Source organism: Sphaerisporangium sp. NPDC051011 (assembly GCF_040653595.1).
GTDB lineage: Bacteria > Actinomycetota > Actinomycetes > Streptosporangiales > Streptosporangiaceae > Sphaerisporangium.
Genome location: NZ_JBFAGG010000019.1, coordinates 57,259 through 75,091, shown reverse-complemented (window position 1 = coordinate 75,091; position 17,833 = coordinate 57,259). Strand labels below are relative to the sequence as shown.

Annotated in this window: 20 protein-coding genes; 9 read left to right on the top strand and 11 right to left on the bottom strand. The window is 67.7% G+C overall.

The genetic code is table 11. The annotated features are described in order from the left end of the window. The first annotated feature begins 109 nt into the window (after positions 1–109). The 3 genes from AB0H21_RS33945 to hypB all read left to right on the top strand — a co-directional run bounded on the left by AB0H21_RS33945 (position 110) and on the right by hypB (position 2,463). Positions 110–1,249, top strand: coding sequence for an AraC family transcriptional regulator (locus AB0H21_RS33945; protein WP_358525085.1), 1,140 nt, complete (start codon positions 110–112; stop codon positions 1,247–1,249). Between the two features lie 92 nt (positions 1,250–1,341). After that, positions 1,342–1,680, top strand: a complete 339-nt coding sequence (locus AB0H21_RS33940; protein ID WP_358525083.1) for a hydrogenase maturation nickel metallochaperone HypA — start codon at positions 1,342–1,344, stop codon at positions 1,678–1,680. A 6-nt stretch (positions 1,681–1,686) separates the two neighbouring features. Beyond that, positions 1,687–2,463, top strand: a complete 777-nt coding sequence (hypB, locus tag AB0H21_RS33935; protein WP_358525081.1) for a hydrogenase nickel incorporation protein HypB — start codon at positions 1,687–1,689, stop codon at positions 2,461–2,463. Between the two features lie 48 nt (positions 2,464–2,511). Here the strand turns inward: hypB and AB0H21_RS33930 are convergent, their stop codons facing one another. After that, positions 2,512–3,774, bottom strand: a complete 1,263-nt coding sequence (locus AB0H21_RS33930; protein WP_358525079.1) for a transposase — start codon at positions 3,772–3,774, stop codon at positions 2,512–2,514. A gap of 347 nt (positions 3,775–4,121) precedes the next feature. Between AB0H21_RS33930 and AB0H21_RS33925 the strand changes: the two genes are divergently transcribed. Continuing rightward, entirely contained in the window at positions 4,122–4,826 is a 705-nt protein-coding gene (locus tag AB0H21_RS33925) for a transposase (protein ID WP_358525077.1), read from the top strand. Positions 4,827–4,950: 124 nt separating this feature from the next. Here the strand turns inward: AB0H21_RS33925 and AB0H21_RS33920 are convergent, their stop codons facing one another. Both AB0H21_RS33920 and AB0H21_RS33915 read right to left on the bottom strand, forming a co-directional pair. Beyond that, complete coding sequence (locus AB0H21_RS33920) at positions 4,951–5,262, bottom strand: ribulose bisphosphate carboxylase small subunit (RefSeq protein ID WP_358525075.1); 312 nt, start codon at positions 5,260–5,262, stop codon at positions 4,951–4,953. Between the two features lie 10 nt (positions 5,263–5,272). Next, complete coding sequence (locus AB0H21_RS33915) at positions 5,273–6,691, bottom strand: ribulose-bisphosphate carboxylase large subunit (protein ID WP_358525073.1); 1,419 nt, start codon at positions 6,689–6,691, stop codon at positions 5,273–5,275. An 84-nt stretch (positions 6,692–6,775) separates the two neighbouring features. Between AB0H21_RS33915 and AB0H21_RS33910 the strand changes: the two genes are divergently transcribed. Continuing rightward, positions 6,776–7,735, top strand: coding sequence for a LysR substrate-binding domain-containing protein (locus AB0H21_RS33910; RefSeq protein WP_358525071.1), 960 nt, complete (start codon positions 6,776–6,778; stop codon positions 7,733–7,735). Between the two features lie 222 nt (positions 7,736–7,957). Here AB0H21_RS33910 and AB0H21_RS33905 read toward each other — a convergent pair whose 3' ends face one another. Both AB0H21_RS33905 and AB0H21_RS33900 read right to left on the bottom strand, forming a co-directional pair. After that, positions 7,958–8,458, bottom strand: a complete 501-nt coding sequence (locus AB0H21_RS33905) for a DUF417 family protein (protein WP_358525069.1) — start codon at positions 8,456–8,458, stop codon at positions 7,958–7,960. Between the two features lie 37 nt (positions 8,459–8,495). After that, positions 8,496–8,795 (bottom strand): DUF5999 family protein, encoded by a 300-nt coding sequence (locus tag AB0H21_RS33900; protein ID WP_358525067.1) that lies wholly within the window; start codon positions 8,793–8,795, stop codon positions 8,496–8,498. On the opposite strand from AB0H21_RS33900, the gene AB0H21_RS33895 reads away from it, so the two are divergent. The 3 genes from AB0H21_RS33895 to AB0H21_RS33885 all read left to right on the top strand — a co-directional run bounded on the left by AB0H21_RS33895 (position 8,694) and on the right by AB0H21_RS33885 (position 9,910). Then, entirely contained in the window at positions 8,694–8,918 is a 225-nt protein-coding gene (locus tag AB0H21_RS33895; protein ID WP_358525320.1) for a hypothetical protein, read from the top strand. The genes AB0H21_RS33900 and AB0H21_RS33895 overlap by 102 nt on opposite strands. A gap of 123 nt (positions 8,919–9,041) precedes the next feature. After that, on the top strand, positions 9,042–9,692 hold the full coding sequence (locus tag AB0H21_RS33890) for a sigma-70 family RNA polymerase sigma factor (RefSeq protein WP_358525065.1): 651 nt from the start codon (positions 9,042–9,044) through the stop codon (positions 9,690–9,692). Next, positions 9,689–9,910 (top strand): hypothetical protein, encoded by a 222-nt coding sequence (locus AB0H21_RS33885; RefSeq protein ID WP_358525063.1) that lies wholly within the window; start codon positions 9,689–9,691, stop codon positions 9,908–9,910. Before AB0H21_RS33890 ends, AB0H21_RS33885 begins: the two co-directional genes overlap by 4 nt. Positions 9,911–10,002: 92 nt before the next feature. On the opposite strand, the gene AB0H21_RS33880 is transcribed toward AB0H21_RS33885, so the two are convergent. After that, the gene (locus tag AB0H21_RS33880; RefSeq protein ID WP_358525061.1) at positions 10,003–10,974 is read right to left on the bottom strand and encodes a patatin-like phospholipase family protein; all 972 of its coding nucleotides are present in this window, start codon (positions 10,972–10,974) and stop codon (positions 10,003–10,005) included. Positions 10,975–11,224: 250 nt separating this feature from the next. On the opposite strand from AB0H21_RS33880, the gene AB0H21_RS33875 reads away from it, so the two are divergent. After that, complete coding sequence (locus AB0H21_RS33875; RefSeq protein WP_358525317.1) at positions 11,225–11,593, top strand: hypothetical protein; 369 nt, start codon at positions 11,225–11,227, stop codon at positions 11,591–11,593. Between the two features lie 502 nt (positions 11,594–12,095). On the opposite strand, the gene AB0H21_RS33870 is transcribed toward AB0H21_RS33875, so the two are convergent. The 5 genes from AB0H21_RS33870 to AB0H21_RS33850 form a co-directional block, all read right to left on the bottom strand. Further along, positions 12,096–13,334, bottom strand: coding sequence for a helix-turn-helix domain-containing protein (locus tag AB0H21_RS33870; RefSeq protein WP_358525058.1), 1,239 nt, complete (start codon positions 13,332–13,334; stop codon positions 12,096–12,098). A gap of 101 nt (positions 13,335–13,435) precedes the next feature. Beyond that, positions 13,436–14,635 (bottom strand): FAD-binding oxidoreductase, encoded by a 1,200-nt coding sequence (locus tag AB0H21_RS33865; RefSeq protein ID WP_358525055.1) that lies wholly within the window; start codon positions 14,633–14,635, stop codon positions 13,436–13,438. After that, positions 14,635–15,756 carry an aromatic ring-hydroxylating dioxygenase subunit alpha gene (locus tag AB0H21_RS33860; RefSeq protein ID WP_358525052.1) on the bottom strand — a complete coding sequence of 374 codons (1,122 nt, stop codon included), beginning with the start codon at positions 15,754–15,756 and terminating at the stop codon, positions 14,635–14,637. Before AB0H21_RS33860 ends, AB0H21_RS33865 begins: the two co-directional genes overlap by 1 nt. Continuing rightward, entirely contained in the window at positions 15,753–16,619 is an 867-nt protein-coding gene (locus AB0H21_RS33855; protein ID WP_358525049.1) for an alpha/beta fold hydrolase, read from the bottom strand. The genes AB0H21_RS33860 and AB0H21_RS33855 overlap by 4 nt, the downstream gene beginning before the upstream one ends. Beyond that, positions 16,616–17,833 carry a Xaa-Pro peptidase family protein gene (locus AB0H21_RS33850; RefSeq protein WP_358525047.1) on the bottom strand — a complete coding sequence of 406 codons (1,218 nt, stop codon included), beginning with the start codon at positions 17,831–17,833 and terminating at the stop codon, positions 16,616–16,618. Before AB0H21_RS33850 ends, AB0H21_RS33855 begins: the two co-directional genes overlap by 4 nt.

The window sequence follows — 17,833 nt, the reverse complement described above, 5'->3', positions numbered from 1 at the left end:
GACGCACTTCTTAACCGGACGGAAAAGAAGTTGACATGAACAGGAGAGGCCCAATGTTAGGAATGTCGTACGCTGGCTGACTATCACTCAGGCGCACGCGCTGCCACGATTGCGCACAATCACTGCCATCTGTGCGAAGATCAGCGGCGCGGCAGGGGGAATCGAGTCGATCATGTCGCGGCTGGCCAAGTTCTCTTTCATCGACGCCAGGCGCACGGCCAACCCCGTACGCCCACGAGCCCGCTCGCGCGGGATCCCCCGCGCGCTCGAAGCCCACGAGATCTTCTACACCGATGATCTCCACGACGCCTCCCTGCTGATCGGGCAGGCCCTCTCCGACAACCGGCTCACCCTGACGGGCTTCGACTCCAACCGCTTCGCCGCGAGCCTGCACGGCGTGCGACTGCGCGACGTGTCGATGCTGTACATCGACCTGCACGTCGCCGCCACGTTGGACTTTCCCGTCATCGGCCCGTACATCGCGGTGCACATGCCGATGAACGGCCGGGCGTTGTGCGACCAGGGCGGCCGCAGGCTGGAGGCGAACACCACCCGCGCCGTCATCACCTGTCCCGGGCAGAGCGTCGTCATGCGCTTCGACCACGACTCGCCACAGCTGATCATCCGCATCGAGCAGGAGGCGCTCACCCGTTACGTCACCCGGCTACTCGGCAGGACATTGACCCGTCCGATCGTCTTCGAGCCCGAGATGGAGCTGATCAGCGACACGGCGGTGCGCTGGAACGGCGCGCTCCAGCTCCTCAACACCGAGATATTCCACACCGGATCACTCGTGCAGCGCGGGCACGGCGTCGGCGCGCTGGAAGAGCTGATCATGAGCAGCCTGCTCTTCGTGCAGCCGTCCAACTACTATGAGCAGCTCGTACGACCGACGGGCAAGCCGGCCAGGCCCGCGGTGCGGCTGTCCCTCGACTTCATCGAGGCCAATCTGGCCGAGCCGATCACCATGAACGACATCGCCCGGCACGTGAACATGAGCGTCCGGGCGATCCAGCAGGGATTCCAGGCCGAGCTCGGCACCACGCCGATGAGCTACCTGCGCGACCGCAGGCTCGAACGGGCGCGCGAGGAACTCACCGACGCGATCCCGTCCGACGGCGTCACGGTCACCCACATCGCCGAGCACTGGGGCTTCACCCACCTCAGCAACTTCGCGACGCTCTATCGCAAACGCTGGGGCGAATCACCGTCCGACACCCTCCGCAATGGGTCCTCAACCTTCTCGTGAGGCCCAGGGGCGGATCCCCAGGGTTGGAAGCCCCGTGCCATAACGTGTAGCCTCTGCGAAATCCCCGGGCACCCACGAGGGAGCCGGTTGCCATGCACGAACTGTCGATCTGCCGCTCCATCGCCGGCATCGTCACCGAACACGCGGATGAACGACCGGTGCGCACCGTGCACGTCCAGGTCGGCCATCTGCGCCAGATCGTCCCCGACACCCTGGTCTACTGCTGGTCCATCGTCATCCAAGGCACCGCGCTCGACGGCTCGGAGCTGCGGGTCGAGAGCATCCCGGCGCGCATTCGCTGCACCGAATGCGAGCACGCCGAGACGCTCACCGCGCCGGTCATGCGCTGCGGGTCGTGCGGGAGCCCGCGGGTGTCGATCGTCGCGGGCGAGGAATTCCTGATCACTTCGCTGGAACTCGCGGAGGCGTGAGCATCGATGGGACGATTCCATCAACACGACGGACACGAACACGAACACGGGCACGGCCACACCACGGCGGCCGGCGGTGGTCACGATCTCGGCGACCACTCGGGCTACCAGACCGGCGCCGAGCGCGTCGACGTGCTCGAGCGGATCTTCGGCGAGAACGAGCGTACGGCCGCCGGCAACCGCGCCGATTTCGACGCGGCCGGGGTGACGGTGGTCAACCTGATGTCCTCGCCGGGAGCCGGCAAGACCTCCCTGCTCCGCGAGACGCTGCGGCGCCTTCAGGGCCGTGTCCGCGTCGGCGTCATCGAGGGCGACATCGAGACCAGCCTGGACGCCGATCGCCTGCGAGGCTTCGGCGCGGCCGTCGCGCTGGTGAACACCGGCGACGGCTTCGGCGGCGAATGCCATCTCGACGCGCCGATGGTGCGCTCCGCGCTCCCCCGGCTTCCACTGGACGAGCTCGACCTCGTCGTCATCGAGAACGTCGGCAACCTCGTGTGCCCCGCGGAGTTCGAGGTCGGCGAGCACGCTCGCGCGATGGTCTACTCCGTCACCGAAGGCGAGGAGAAGCCGCTGAAGTACCCGGTCATGTTCCGCACGGCCGACCTGGTCATCGTCAACAAGATCGATCTGCTGCCGTATCTGGATTTCGACCTGGACGAGTTCTACGCCAACCTGCGCGCGGTGAACCCGGCCGCGACGGTCATCGAGACCAGCGTGAAGAACGGCGAGGGAGTCGCCGAGTGGTGCGCCTGGCTGACCGATGTCAAGTCCGGTACTTGACGCGCTCCCCGGGCTGAAGCCCGGGGATTCCGCCTGTGCCGCACATGCTCACGCGGCGGCACTTCGGTGGCTTCCTGCTTCCTCGACCGTGCCCTTCTTACCGCGCCGGGGCGCGGGGGCCGGGGTCTTACGGGTCTCCACAGGCGTTTTGGGTCTCCGCTTCCCGCCCATCTCAGGCACGGGTTTCCGTCCAGCGGCGACCTGCCGCCTCCCGGCGGCCAGGATGTTACGTGCGGCGTTGACGTCCCGGTCGTGGACCGCGCCGCACGGGCAACTCCACGACCGGACGTTCAGCGGCATCGACTCGGCGACGGCCCCGCAGTCCGAGCACAGCTTGGAGGAGGGGAACCACCGGTCGATCCGATGAAAGACCCGCCCGTACAGGGCGGCCTTGTACTCCAGCATGCCCACGAACGCCGACCAGCCCGCGTCATGCACGCTCTTGGCCAGCCGGGTGCGTGCCAGTCCCGCCACGGCCAGGTCTTCCACGTAGATCGCTTGGTTCTCGCGAACTATCCGAGTGGATTGCCGGTGGTGGAACTCGCGGCGCGCGTCGGCGACCTTCGCGTGCTGCCGGGCGACCTTCCGCCGGGCCTTGACCCGGTTGCTCGACCCCTTGACCTTACGCGACAGCGCCCGCTGAAGCTTCTTGAGTTTCTTCTCCGCCCGGCGCAGGAAACGCGGCGAGTCGATCTTCCGCCCGTCGGACAGGACAGCGAAGTGCCCCAACCCCAGATCGATTCCTGTCTCGGACTCGACCGGCGGGAGAGGCCGTTCGCCGATCTCGACGACGAACGAGGCGAAGTACCTGCCGGCCGCGTCCTGGACCACCGTCACGCTGGACGGTCCGGCGGGCAGGGAACGGGACCAGCGGACGTCCACGTCCCCGATCTTCGGCAGGCGCAACCTCCCGCCCGTGGTGATGGAGAACCGGGCGTTCCTGGTGAAGCGGATCGCCTGCCGGTTGTCCTTGCGGGACCGGAACCGGGGCGGGCCCACCTTCGGCCCCTTCCGCTTCCCGCTGATCGAGTCGAAGAAGTTCCGGTACGCCTGGTTCAGGTCCGCCAGCGCCTGCTGCAACACCACAGCCGACACCTCACCCAGCCAGGAGCGCTCCGGCGTCTTCTTCGCCTCGGCGATGACCCGCTTGGACAGCTCACCGTCCGAAACGTACGGCAGCCCGGCCGCATGGGCGTCGGTCCGTGCGCGCAGACCGTCGTTGAACACCACCCGCGCGCACCCGAACGCCTGCGCCAGCGCGACGCGCTGACCAGCGGTCGGGTAGAGGCGGAAGTTGTACCTGAGCTGCACGGTGCCAAAGGTATCTCGGTACCGGGCCGGGCGAATGGGTGTTCGAGAACTCGCGACCACCTGGGGCGCCTACTTCTTCACCGGTGAGCCGGCCACCGCCGAACACCACCGCGAACCCCACGCCGTCCCGTCTGCCACGCCTGGCGGATCGAACGGCACAACCATCTCGACTCCGCCGGGTAACGCCGATCCGCCTTGGCGGCGGATCGGCTTTCCTGCCCCGCTACGCGGGACAGTCCGCTTCACCCCCGGCTTGAAGGACTCTGTTGGCGAACCTGGTTGATCGTTCCTGGCGGCTCTGATCAGGGTCTGCGCAAGATCCGATTTGGGGTGGAGGGGCGAGAAGCGTGTCGATGCGTCCGGGGTCGTTCACGGAGATTCCCGAGGCGACCCGGAAGGTGGCAACAGCCGCGTTTCCCAAAGGCGGTATGTGCATGCGGCTCCGCGACGCGCTAGGGACGATCTTCAGTGACGATGACTTCGCCGATCTGTTTCCTGGTGACGGGCGACCCGCCGAGTCACCCGCCCGGGTGGCTCTCGCGCTGGTGTTGCAGTACGCCGAAGGGTTGTCAGACCGTCAGGCCGCCGATGCGGTTCGCGGCCGGCTGGACTGGAAATACGCGCTCGGCCTGGAGTTGGAAGACGCGGGGTTCGACTTCTCGGTCATCAAGGTGAACTTCTCCCATGCCCACTGCACTCCATGCCCGGTCCGCGCCCGGTGCACCAAATCGGCGACAGCCTCCCGCAAGCTCACGCTCCGGCCACGGGAACAGCACGAGGCGCTCGCCTGCGCACGTGCCGTCCAGCAAGGCGAGGACCGGCAACGCCGCTATCAGATCCGCGCCGGTGTCGAAGGCACGATCTCGCAGGCGGTCCGCGGTCACGGCCGGCGCCGGTCCCGCTATATCGGCCTGGCCAAAACCCACCTGCAGAGTGTGCTGACGGCTACCGCGATCAACCTGGTCCGTCTCGACGCCTGGCTGACCGGGACGCCCCTGGGGCCGACCCGTACGTCACACTTCATTGGGTTACGGCAGGTGATCATCGCATAACAACACGTATTAGCCAACAGAGTCCTGAAGTCCGGAGCACTGCGGACGAATCCGGTGGCTCCGGGCATGCCGGCGGGACCGGGCGCGGCCAAGCCCGGTCCCAGCCCCGGCCGGATCCGGCGCTTCAGGGACGGTGGACGATGAAGCCGAGCGCCGTTGTCTGGCGCCCGAGCGAGGCGTCGTACGCGGTCACCCGCACATGGCTACCCGGATGGGCGGCGCGACACGCCCGCACCTGCGCGAGCGCGACCGCGGGGTCGTCCAGGTCGAACAGCGGCAGCGCCCACATGTCCCAGTAGATGTTCCTCGGGCTGGGGTCCTCGGTGTGCTCGACCCCCACCGCCCAGCCACGCCCGACGGCGTAGCGAATCTGGGCGAGGATCTCGTCGTCGGACAGGTCGGGAAGGTAGGAGAAGGCTCCCTGGGTGATTCTCATGGTGTTCCTCTCACGCGCCCGCGGGCGACATGACGTCGGGCTGGTCGGTCGACTCGAAGGCGAACTCCACGTCGCCCCAGGTCGCGAGGGCCGCCGCCAGCTCCGGTGAGTGCTTGGCGGCTTCCTTCAAGATGGCCGGTCCTTCGATCGCCAGGTCACGGCCCTCGTTGCGGGCCTTGACCACGGCTTCGAGCGCGACCCGGTTGCCGGTGGCGCCCGCGGCCACTCCCATCGGGTGGCCGATGGTGCCGCCCCCGAACTGGAGCACCACGTCCTCACCGAGGTGGTCGACGAGCTGGTGCATCTGCGCGGCGTGGATGCCGCCCGAGGCGACGGGCATCACGCCGGGCATCGAACCCCAGTCCTGCTCGAAGTACAGGCCCTGTTCCGGGGAGACCGAGGTGAAAGAGTCGCGGCATGTCGCGTAGTAGCCCTTGGTCACCTGGGCGTCGCCTTCCAGTTTGCCGACCACGGTCCCGGCGTGGATGTGGTCGACGCCGAGGAGCCGGCACCACTTGGCGATCACCCGGAAGCTGACGCCGTGGTTCTTCTGCCGCGTGTAGGTCGAGTGCCCGGCACGGTGCAGGTGCAGCAGCACGCCGTTGTCCCTGGCCCACTTCGACATCGACCCCATCGCGGTGAAGCCGATCGTGAGGTCGATCATGATGATCGGGCTGCCGACCTCCTTGGCGAACTCGGCCCGCTCGTACATCTGCTCCATCGTCGCGGCGGTGCAGTTCAGGTAGTGCCCCTTGATCTCCCCGGTCCGCTCCTCCGCTCTCCTGACGGCTTCGCTGACGAACTGGAACCGGTCCCGCCAGCGCATGAACGGCTGCGAGTTGATGTTCTCGTCGTCCTTGGTGAAGTCGAGCCCGCCCCTGAGCGCGTCGAACACGACCCTGCCGTAGTTCCGCGCCGAGAGCCCCAGCTTCGGCTTGATCGTCGCACCGAGCAGCGGCCTGCCGTACTTCCCGAGGATCTCGCGCTCCATCACGATGCCGTGCGGCGGCCCCTGGAAGGTCTTGACGTACGCCAGGGGGATGCGCATGTCCTCCAGCCGCAGCGCCTTCACGGCCTTGAACCCGAAGACGTTGCCGATGATCGACGACGTCAGGTTGGGGATCGACCCCTCCTCGAACAGGTCGATGTCGTAGGCGATGTACGCGATGTACTCGCCGGGACGCACCTCGTCGACCCGGTACGCCTTGGCCTGGTAGTGGTCGTACGCCGTCAGCCGGTCGGTCCACACGACCGTCCAGGTCGCGGTGGACGACTCGCCCGCCACCGCGGCCGCGGCCTCCTCCGGCGGCACCCCTGGCTGCGGGGTGATCCGGAACGCGCACAGCACGTCGGTGTCCTTGGGCACGTAGTCCGGGTCGTAGTAGCCGAGCTTCGCGTAGGGGATGACCCCTGAACTCAATCTGTCCATGGCCCTACCCTCCATCGCCGATTGTCCAGTTGTCTATTGAGAGTTCTGTCGTGATAATCAAGTAAAAGCTTGATGGAGTGTGTGATGACGCTGACCCAGTTGCGAACCTTCCTGGCGGTGGCGGAGACCGGCTCGGTGCGGGCGGCGGCCAAGCGCCTCGTGGTCACCGAGTCGGCGGTGTCGGCGTCGGTGGCGGCGTTGCAGCGGCCGCTCGGCCTCCAGCTCCTGCGCCCTTCGGGCCGCGGGCTGGAACTGACCGAAGCAGGAGAGGTCTACGCCGGATACGTGCGCCGATCGCTGGGCCTGCTCGAATCGGGACGCACGGCCGCCCTCGGCGAGACCGACCCCGAGGGCGGCGAGCTGAGGATCGCCGCCGTGACGCCCGCCGGGGAGCAACTCGTCCCTCGCCTGCTGCACGCCTTCCGCCAGGCCCATCAGCGGGTCCAGATAAATCTGGAGATCGGCAACCGGGAGCGGGTCCACGAGCTACTCGACCGTCACGAGGTGGACCTCGTCGTCGGTGGCCGTCCCCCCACCGGATGGACCGTGCTCGCCATGCGCCGGCACGAGTTGCTCATCGTCGCCGCTCCCGTGGAACCGCCAGGAGGCGACGGGCACACCGCTCGCGTGGAACCGCCGGAAGGCGACGGGCCCGCCGGAACGCCGGAACCATGGGAACGGCGCCGCGCATGGCTGGAGGACCAGACCTGGCTGCTCCGCGAGCACGGGTCCGGCACCCAGGCGAGCACCCAGGTCCTGCTGGAGGAGCTGGACATCGCGCCGCCGACGATGACCATCGGCTCCAACGCCGCCATCAGGGAGGCCGTGATCGCGGGCCTCGGGGTCAGCCTGATGTCCCGGGACGCGGTGGCACGCGACCTGGCATCAGGCGCGATCGCCGTGCTCGACACCCCGAGAACGCCCCTGCGCCGAGACTGGCACCTCATCGCCCACCCAGGCGCCCTGCCCGCCACCGCGGCCCTGTTCGTCCGCCACGTCGTAGCCTCGGGAGAGTTCACCACCACCCCCGCGCCCCTGACCTGACCGGTCTCACCGGCCCGCTGACCATCGCCGGGCCCTCGCGACCGTCAGGGCTCCGTGAGGTGGCAGGAGGCGTGAGTTGATCTTGCTGGGGGCCCTGGGCGCCTGGCCTGCGGCTCAGCATGGGCTCGATCATGTTTCGTCAGCGGTGTTCCGCGTATGTTCCGAATCTTCAATTGCGCGCCCGCGCCCGCCGCGCCTTCCTGTAAGCAGGCTCGCTAATGATCAACGACTATTCACGCGTTTCCTCTGGGCGGCCTCAAGTGAGTCGCCCAGGGTCCACAGCGCCACGCCGATCAACACGAGGTCCTTGAGGAGGAACTGCCCAGGCTGAGCCGACAGTACTGGGAACCCGTCGGCCAAGGTGTCCACGACCCCTGGGGTGGTGAATAGGAAGCTCAGCGTTCCCAGGAACAGTACGACCGCGAGAGCGCTGCCTATGGCAGAGACCCTGGGCCAGCGCAGGTGAACAGCAATGAACGCTGCGGCGATAATCTCCATACTGCCCAGCGAAGTCGCGACCGTCCTATAACTAAGGAAATCGTACAGCCAGCTCAGCAGGGGGCTGTGTTCGATCAGTACTCGGCTCTCCATTTTGACGTACTTGCCCGCACCGATCCACGCCAGAACCACGACTAGTCCATATCGGCTCACCAGCCGACCGGCGACCGAAATCCGGCTACCAGCTCTTTCCAGAGATATCGGAATACTTGACACGTTTGCCATGATGATTCCTCTCGCCATGGAGCTTGATCGCTCAGTGTTAATCGATCGGAGACCCACGCCCCGGATCAGTACGGAAGCGTGCGACCTGACGGCGTGCGCAGGTCGAGGTCGGCGGTGCGCTCCCGGCGCGGCCGCCGGACCTTGACACGGATCTGGCGCATCTCAGGTTCTCCCTCCCGATAGGGCCCTGGTTGAGCCGGAGCGGCTTCATGGGCTGTTGCATTAGGTCGACTCGGTGGTCGACGACGCGGCCGTCGGGCAGCAGTTCGCCGGTGCCGTCGAAGACGACGTCACCGTTGCACAGCAGGCTCCAGCCCTGTTCGGGGTGGAAGGCCACGACATGGGCCGCCGCCCGGTCGCGGGCGGTCGTCGGACATCAATGACGGTGCGGGCACGTGCCCTTGGCTGTTCGATGGGGTGCAGATGTCCGCGGCTTTGGCGCGGTACTGCCGTCCAGTGAGTTGGTCGTCCAGTGAGTTGGTCATGTCCTGTTGGCGTCGCCGCCGCGCGGCGTCTTACCTGCGAATTCTTCGCTCGTGGGTGGTGGCTAGCATGAAAGACATGGGCGACACCGGAGCGTGCCATGGATGAGATGCCGGCCACCCGCGCCTCTGTCGATGTCGAGTCGAGTGAGTGGCTGCGGGTGCTCACCAGTGGCGGGGCGGAGCAGGAGGCAGCCGTGGGGCGGTTGCATGGACTGCTCCTGCGGATCGCCAGGAGCGAGGTGCGAAGGCGCGGTGTGCGACTGCGCGTCACCGGCCCTGAATTGGACGATTTGGCGCATCAGGCCGCGGCCGACGCGCTGTTGGCCATCACCGCCAAGATCGGTGAGTTCCGTGGTGAGAGTCGGTTCACGACCTGGGCCTACAAGTTTGTGATCCTGGAGGTGTCGGCGAAGGTCGGGCGGCATTTCTGGCGCAACCCCGCCGTGCCGTTCGAAGGCGCTGACTGGGAGTGTCTGCCAGATCGGTTCGGCTTCGACCCGGCCAGGGAGGCGGAGTGGCGCGATCTGCTCGCGGCACTACGCCGGGCCGTGGAGGAGAAGTTGACCGAACGGCAGCGCCGGATCTTCGTCGCGGTCGTACTCAACGGCGTTCCGCTGGACGCATTGGTCCTCCAGCTCGGTTCTAACCGGAACGCGATCTACAAGACGATGTTTGAGGCCAGGCGTAAGCTGCGGGCCGCGCTCGCCGCGTACGGTTATGTGGACAACGACCTGTCGAGGCGCTCATGAACGGCTGGGCTGAACTGGAGCGCTTCCTGCACACCGACCCACGCGACGTGGGGTGCGACCAGGCAATGGCCCTCCTCCACGTCTACGTCGAGCTGGTGGTGCAGGACGCTGGGGCCGAACAGCGATACCCGGGCATCGCCGCGCACCTGCGCGCGTGCGGCCCGTGCTCGGAGGATTTCGAGGGGCTGCTGGCCGCGGTATGCGGCCAGCCGGACTGAGGAGCCACAGACACCTCTGACCACGGGCCAGGTCACCAGCATCCGCCGGCCCAGGCTTCACATCGTTCTTGCCCGCGCGATGCCAGCCCGGGTCACGACTGCGTTCCGGTGATGGCCGCAACGCCTGGCCGTCCGCCAACGTCCCAGTGGACATCCAGCCAGGCGTGGGCCAGCCGCTCTCCCTCTTCGATCAGGACGGGTGTGTCATGGAAGTCGAAGGGGTTCACCGTCTCGAGGCAGGGTGCGGGTAGCATCCAGACCTCATGGTGGGCAAGGGCGACCGCATTCATCGAGGCGTGGCCCAGCAGTTGGCTCAGCGCGCGCAGTGCAACCGGCACCGCGCCATGCGGGACGGACCCAGGCACGCATCGGCCAAGGGAGGGCAGCACATAGCTGATGTCCACGCCCAGAGCATCAGCCTGCAGTACGGGGGTGGCCGCGGCGATCCCGCCGTCATAGAGCAGCCGCCCGCCGACGTCGACGGCAGGGAACACGCCGGGCAGCGCACTGCTGGCAAGCAGCGCCTGCACCGTAGCACCCTGGGAGAGGATGACTGGGTCCCCGCTGGCCAGATCGGTCGCCACCACGTGCGCGGGCAGCGCCAAGTCATCGAGGTTCGTTTCGCCCAGCTCACGCTCCAACAGCCGCTGCAGCGCCGTCTGGGAGGAGACCCCGCTGCCGCGGCCCACCAGCGCACGCGCCAGGCCCCACGCTGATACCGGGAACATGTTCTTGCCCATCACCGAGTACCACAGCATCTCCAGACGCTCGATCCGGGCCAATGTTGGCTCCAGCGCGAAGCAGACCGCGTTGATCGCTCCAGCCGAGGTGCCCACCACCAGATCGGGTCGGATTCCCGCCTTGGTCAGGGCACGCAACATCCCCACCTGCGTGGCGGCAACGCTACCGCCACCCTCGAACACGAAGGCGGTCCCCATACCAATCTCCTCCCTCGCTTCGGCACCCGGTCCGGCGGTCAGGTGCCTCCGTTCGGTCACGCAGAGCCTGCGTCGCGCGCGGCGATGCTGGTTCGGCGCGGTCAGGACCCGGTCGATGATGGCCAAGGCCGGGCAGACCGCGGCCCGCCCTGGCCGACATGCCCGCGCCGGTCACCAGCGCGGTCCTGCATGTTGTTGGCGTCGCAACCGCGCGGAGTCTTACACCGGAACTCTTCGCTCACGGGATGTCGGCATATGGCTGTTCCCGTTCAAGGAGAACGGCCAGGCCCGATCACGGGTGGTGGGCCCACGCTGGGGGTGTTCGGATTCGAGCGCGTGTGGTTCCAGGGATGCTCTCTGGCCGCCCGGTGACCCGTTGTGTCGGCATAACGCCCATCTCCTGCGTGAGCTGCAGCAGGTCATCGACACCGCCCCCGACGGCCGGTGGTGCTGGGCCGAGCAGGCCGCCGGCGCGCTGTGTGAGATGAAGGCGCTGGTGGAGGCGGCCCTGGAGGCGGGCGGGCTGGAGCACCTGGACCAGACGGCGTTGGCCGGGCAGGTCCGCCTGTGGCGCTCGGCCGCCCTGATCGGCAAGAACGACACGGCCGCGCGGTCGGGCACGCTGATGAAGAAGCACAACGCCCTGGCCACCCGGATAGCGGCCCGTCACGAGGGCTACCCGCGGTTCACCCGAGACCAACGGGTGCCCTTCGGCAACAACGCGGCCAGCGCGAGATCAGGATGATCAAGCTGAGGCAGAAGGTCTCCGGCTGCTTGCGCACTCTGGCCGGCGCCGAGCAGTTCTGCGCGATCCGCAGTTACTAAAGGGAAATTTGGTTACTGGACTTCGGAAATGACGTCGCCGCAGGTCGGGGCGCCGAAATTGTCCAGTGGCATAGTTTCTCATTAGTATCTGGCCACCGCCCGCAAACACGGCGTCGACTTCTTCCACGCCCTCGTCGAACTCGCCGAGGGCCGCCCCTGGCTGCCCGCCATCCCAGGGCTCACACTCCTCGACGACCTTCGCGCCCCCGCCGGGAATTCGGCGCTACCTGCCGTGGCGTAATCTCACACATCGCATCAACCGCACATCTTGTATTGATCCGATTACGGATTGAAGTTGCCTGTCGATTTGGGGTAGACATTCGCACATGCACCAAATGTCAAATAAATCCCAAACTCCCATCTTCGACGCATTTAGGCCCAGGGATACCGCGTGTACGGAGGGGGAATAAGAAGCCGCCCAGTCAACTGGAGGTTCTGGCCTGCCGGCCTGCCGCGGGATGTGGTTTCGTGTACCGGCCGGAGAGGTGGCCGAGTTTGAGCCCCAGGTGCAAGGCGAGACGCTCGGTGCCTTTCCGGAGGCTGACCCCGCCTATTTCCTCGATCTTCGCCAAGCGGTGGTAGAGCGTCGTGCGATGGATGACGAGCTGCTCGGAGGTCGCCTTGATATCGCCTGCGAGGTCCAGGAACACCTCCAGGGTGTGCAGCAGCTGACCGGGTTCATCCCGCTCGGCCAGTTTGCCGAGCGCGGGATGCAGCAGGTCGAGGCTGATCTGCTGGAAGGGCAGCTCGGCCAGTATGCGGTAGATCCCGAGCTCGGACCATTCGACGATGCTGTCCAGGCCCAGGACCCGGCCGATGCGCGTCGCCTGCTGGGCCTGCCGGTAGGACAGACGCGCATCGGCAAGGTGGGCGACCTGCATCCCGATGCCGACGCGTCCACTGTCGGCACCCGCACCCTGCAGACCTCGTTCGTAGTCCGCCTTGATGCGGCCCGCCAGCTCTACCGGCCTGGTGTCGCGGTCGACGGCCACGACCAGGATGGCGTGGTCGGGTCGCACCAGGTGCAGGCCGCGCCTGATCGGGAGTTGCCGCCTGGCGTGTGCGAGGGACAGGTCGGCCGCGTTGGCACGGTCGTCGTGGTCGGCGGGCTCCTCGGTGTCCAGGACGATGACGCGGACCGGCCGGGCGATGTCCATGAGCGCGTCCTCGGCGAGGCCGCTGACCGCTTGCGCGCGGACCGCGGGGTCGTCGTCCAGCAGGTCCCGCAGGAGCTCACGCTCGCGGGCTCGCTGGAGGTTGTTGAGCAGCCCGTCACGGTAGAGGATGTTCGCGGCCTCGTCCGCCGCCCGCTCCGCCACCGCGATCTCCTCGGCCGTCAGCGACTCTTCGGCGTCGATGAGCCACAGATAACCCAGGTGCAGGTCGCGGAACCGGATCGGTATGCCCACCCGGCTCAGCATGCCGAACTCGGGGTTGCCCGGCAGGCGGAACCAACCGGTGGCATGCTGTGCGCCGTGCCGGCGCGCCCACTCGATGGCCTCGGGATTGGCCTTCCTGTGCAGGATCGAGGCCAGCCGTTGCTCATCCACTGCGCCGTAGTGCGGGCTGTAGGACTGCAGCCGCATCTGCGGGTCGTCTATGGCGACCGACCGGGACAGCTGTTCGCCGACTCGGTCGGTGAGGCGTTGCAAATCACTCACCCGCCAAGTCTCCACCAGCGGGCATGCTCCTCATCCGGTAGTCCGACGTGACGGCGAGCGGATCCGCCGGAAGTGCTCCTTTACGTACTCCGACTGCGTGATCACCGCCGGGCGGGCATCGCGGCCAGCACCGACTGCTCCGTGGGATAGGCGGCGGGATCGAACCGGTCCAGCCGGTAGGCGCGCTGGTCCACCCACTCGCTCGACCCATCCAGGATGACGTCGGCCAGCATCCGCCCGAGCCCGGGCCCGTGAGTCACCCCAGCCTCGTTGTCCCCGGCCAGGACGTAGAGCCCGGCGGCATCGGGCACCGGCCCGGCCAGGAAGCGCCGGTCAGGGGTCATGCACGGGATGCCCTGCAGCCACCAGGAAATCGTGGTGTCCTTCACCGGCACCAGCTTGCGCAGCTTCGGCACCAACGTCGAGGTCAGGCGGTCGGCGAGCTCCTCGTGGCGCGGCTGCCCGCCGTCGCCCGCCGTGGCGTCCAGCTCGAACAGGGGCGCGTAGCCGTCGCCGTTTCCGTAGGTGAGCCCGCCACGGTGTTCGCGTAGCCAGAGCCCGAACAAGTCAGGGATCATGACCGTCGGCATCGACGACGAGACGCCCGAATGCGGTGAGACGACCCGCGTGGCGACCATGCGCAGCAGCGGCACTCGGTAGCCGACCTCGCCGAGCAGCTCGTTGGTCCAGGCGCCGCAGGCGAGCACCACCCGGTCGGCGGCGATGTCGCCCGCGCTGGTGCGTACTCCGACGACGGCACCGTCGGACGTGAGAAGGCCGGTGACCCGGGTGTTCGTCCGGACTTCCGGCAGCCGCGAGGCGAGCGCGCGCGTGGTGCGACCGGCGCTGATCTGGATGCCTCCCGGGTGTAGGGCGCCGCCGACGACGCTTTTCGCCGCGATCACGCCGCCCGTGAGGTCGGCGACGTCCCTGGCCGAAAGAGCTCGGGTCTCTTCGGGCGCGAATGGGTGGTCGAGGACCGGCTCCACCCAGCTCCGCAAGCCCTCTTCTGTCGTCGCCGCGTACATGTTGCCGTTGGAGCGGTAGTCGATCGCCGCTCCACTCCCGGCGAGCCGGCGGTAGTAGGCGACGCCGTACTTCTCCAGCTCCAGATCGGTGTCGGTGAAGAAGTTGGCGTACCCGGCGGCCCACAGGCCGACGAATCCGGCGCCCGCGCCTGAGGTCGCGGCGGCGGGTACGCCGGAGTCCACCACGATCACCTGGCCCGCGTCACGTTCCAGCAGATGGTGGGCTACCGAGGCGCCCATGACTCCAGCACCGACCACGACGGTTACCGACATCACATCTCCCCAGAGAGCATCGTTGCGTAGGCCTGGTGAAACGCCGCGACGGACGGCTCCTCACCCGACAGCGGGCCAGGCTCGAAAAAGCGGGACCGGACACCGAGCTGGGTGCGCTCGCACAGCGCCCAGTCCTGCAGGTTCGTCTGGTCCCATACCTTGATCAGGTTGTCCAGGTCGTAGTCACGCCCCGCCTCCGCATCGGCCCGGACGAGCCACGTCATGGTGACCTCGGTGCGGTCGATCGCGACGGGCCGGTCGCGCAGGACGACGGCGTAGTCGGGGCAGCAGACGACGGCGAAGGTGGGCTTCAGGTGCAGGGCCACGGTGTACGGCTCGCCGGACAGCATGGGCCGGGAGGAGGCGGGCTGTCCGTCGACGGTGAGCGAGACCGCTCCGGGCTTGAGCCCCAGCCGGGTGCACTGCACCCGCATGTCATCGCTGCGCCGCAGATCGTCACCGAGAGCGGCCACATCGAACGCTCTGAGGAGCTCCGGATGGTTGACGTTGCAGTGGTAGCACTCCTGGGCGTTCTCCCAGACCAGCTTCCAGTTCGCCCGCACGTCGTAGGTGATCTCGTGGGCGACGGTCGCGCCGGGAAGGTCGAAGGGGGCGATGGCGTCCTCACCGAGAGCCAGCAGGTCGGCCAGCGGGGTGGCTTCCTCGTCGAGGTTCACGAAGACCAGCCCCTGCCAGATGGCGACCTTCGCCTTCCGCAAGGGGTAGCGGTCCTTGTCGAAGTCCGGTGGCATCTTGGAGGCGCCCAGCATGGTCCCGTCCAGCTTGTAGGCCCACTGGTGGTACGGGCAGACCAGCCGCCGTGCGGAGCCGCATCCCGCGTCGAGCAGGCGGGCACCGCGATGGCGGCAGACGTTGTGGACCGCGGCGATCTCTCCCTCCAGGGTCCTGCTGACGATCACGCTCTCCAGGCCGCTTTCCACCGTGACGTACTGGCCTGGCCTGGCCAGTTGCGACTCGTGCGCGGCGAACAGCCAGCTGCGGTTGAAGATGGCTTCGAGCTCCTGCTCGAACAGCTCGGCTGTCATGTAGAGCTCGCGCGGCATGCCGAGGCCGCGCTCGATGTGGTCACGCATGATCTGGCCGGCTGTGGGGTTGGTCATCGGGTCCACCTTTTGAGGAAGGAGTCGACGATCGTGAGGTAGACGTCGACGTTGGGCTCGTCGAACATGCCGTGGCCGTTGCGGTTCAAGGTCAGCCACTCGCAGTCGGGGATGCCATCGGCGAGGACCTGGTTGATCTCCCTGGACGACATGTCGTGGCCGCCGTGGACGGCGAGGGTCGGTGCGACGATTTCGGGCAGGCGAGCTTCCACGTCCCAGCCGCGCAGGGCTGTCGTGGCGAACCACAGGCGATCGCCCCAGAGTCCCTCGCCCGCAGGGCCAGGAGCCAGCGCCTCCGCGCTCATCTGCTCGGTGTCCTGGAAGTTGGTCGAGTAGGCCGCGAGCCACCGGGTCACGGCCGAGACGAAGGCCGGGTCGTCATGGTCGCCCAGCGCGTCAGCCGTCAGCGCCGCCGCCGCCTCGCGCGGCGGCAGCAGGCCGAGGACCTGCCGCAGGAACTCTGTGGTGATCCTCGCGGTGCTCGGTGTGGTGTTGGACAACACCAGGCGCCCGACCCGTTCCGGATGGTCGAGCGTGTACTGCAGAGCGAGCATGCCGCCCCAGGAGTGGCCGAGCAGGTCGACCCGCTCGGCTCCGAAGTGGGTGCGTACGGCATCCACGTCGGCGACCGCCCGTTCGATGCTCCAGGGGTACGGCTCCGCCGGTACCTCGGACCTGGCGGTGCCGAGCTGGTCGAAGGTGACGACCCGGCGGCCGGCACCGGCCAGCCGGTGCAACGGATCCATGTAGGCGCAGCCATCGCCGCCCGGCCCGCCGTGCAGGCCCAGAAGTAGCGTCCCGCCCTGCCCGCTCACCTCGCAGCACAGGCTGAACCCCTCGGCCGAAACGACCTTCTCGATCACGCGACCTCCACGATCATGACCTCGCGGGGAAGGGTGGACAGCAGACGCGCGCCGTCCCGGTCGAACACGACGGTGTCGACCATCGCGAGGAACGCGATGCTCTCGAAGTTCGTCACCAGCCCGGCCTCGATGACGTCCTCGGTGTCCTCATCCGAACTGGACCAGACGAACTCGCCGACCCAGTCGGGCGGGAGGGAGACCCCGAGCTCGTAGCCGCCGGCCCACCCGTCGACTCCGGCCTCGGCGAAGTACTCGCGCAGCGCGCGGTGCAGGTCGCGGAACGGCAGCCCTGGGCGGGCCGTCGCGGTGAGCACGTCGTGCGCGCCTGCGATGACCTTCGCCAGGTCGGTGAACCAGGGAGGTGGTTCGCCGACGAAGAAGGGGCGGGTTCCTCGTGCGTGGTAGCGGTGTACGGCGCCTGCGACGTCGGCGTGGAAGTAGTCGCCGCGCTGGATCTTCCTGCGGGTGCTGACGCCGTGCAGCATCGGCATCGGCGGGCCGACGGCGATGGTCTCGTGCATCGCTGTGGGCTCCCCGCCTGCGGCGATCATGCCGGTCATGTACGTGTTCCAGGCTTCCAGCTCGGTCATGCCCGGATACGCCTGCCGGTGGAGCTCGGTGATCCCGGCGTCGCAGGCGGCCTGCGCGTGCTCGATCATGGCGATCTCGGCGGCGGACTTGATCCGGCGGGCTCGGCGGATCACCGTGGTCGCGTCGGCCAGGCCGTACCCGCGTGTGGTCAGCATCGCCTCGATGGCGGCCAGCCCGGCCGGGTTGGGGAGGGCGCTCCACCGCTCGACGCCGACGGTCCCGCGGGTCCAGCCGCGAGCGGCCAACTCGGCGGCAAGGAGGTCCGTGAAGCCGTCCAGATCCGTCTCGGGAATCCCGCGGAAGTCGTCCACGCACGAGGTCAGCCGTACCAGTTGCTCGTGCTCGGCCACCTCGATGAGGAGTATCCGGTCGTGGTCGACGTGGACGACCGTGCAATGAGTGGGCGGGAAGCACGTCGAGGAGTGTGAGCGGTACCAGCGGGCATCATAGCCGTGCAGCCAGCACATGCCGTCCGGCGAGGTGATCAGCAGGATGTCGAGCCCGCTCTCGGCCATCCGCGCCCGCAGCAGTGCCAGCCTGGCCGCGTACTCCTCACGGCTGAACGGCAGCTCGGCCGGACGCTGAGCGAGCCGTTCCTCCTCCAGGCGGATGAAGTCCGTCAT

Bases quoted from the DNA above. Each gene is read 5' to 3' on its own strand.
- AB0H21_RS33915 (WP_358525073.1), bottom strand. From the start codon at position 6,691: ATGGACAGATTGAGTTCAGGGGTCATCCCCTACGCGAAGCTCGGCTAC.
- AB0H21_RS33885 (WP_358525063.1), top strand. From the start codon at position 9,689: ATGAACGGCTGGGCTGAACTGGAGCGCTTCCTGCACACCGACCCACGC.
- AB0H21_RS33940 (WP_358525083.1), top strand. From the start codon at position 1,342: ATGCACGAACTGTCGATCTGCCGCTCCATCGCCGGCATCGTCACCGAA.
- AB0H21_RS33910 (WP_358525071.1), top strand. From the start codon at position 6,776: ATGACGCTGACCCAGTTGCGAACCTTCCTGGCGGTGGCGGAGACCGGC.
- AB0H21_RS33905 (WP_358525069.1), bottom strand. From the start codon at position 8,458: ATGGCAAACGTGTCAAGTATTCCGATATCTCTGGAAAGAGCTGGTAGC.
- AB0H21_RS33860 (WP_358525052.1), bottom strand. From the start codon at position 15,756: ATGACCAACCCCACAGCCGGCCAGATCATGCGTGACCACATCGAGCGC.
- AB0H21_RS33850 (WP_358525047.1), bottom strand. From the start codon at position 17,833: ATGACGGACTTCATCCGCCTGGAGGAGGAACGGCTCGCTCAGCGTCCG.
- AB0H21_RS33920 (WP_358525075.1), bottom strand. From the start codon at position 5,262: ATGAGAATCACCCAGGGAGCCTTCTCCTACCTTCCCGACCTGTCCGAC.
- AB0H21_RS33865 (WP_358525055.1), bottom strand. From the start codon at position 14,635: ATGTCGGTAACCGTCGTGGTCGGTGCTGGAGTCATGGGCGCCTCGGTA.
- AB0H21_RS33890 (WP_358525065.1), top strand. From the start codon at position 9,042: ATGGATGAGATGCCGGCCACCCGCGCCTCTGTCGATGTCGAGTCGAGT.
- hypB (WP_358525081.1), top strand. From the start codon at position 1,687: ATGGGACGATTCCATCAACACGACGGACACGAACACGAACACGGGCAC.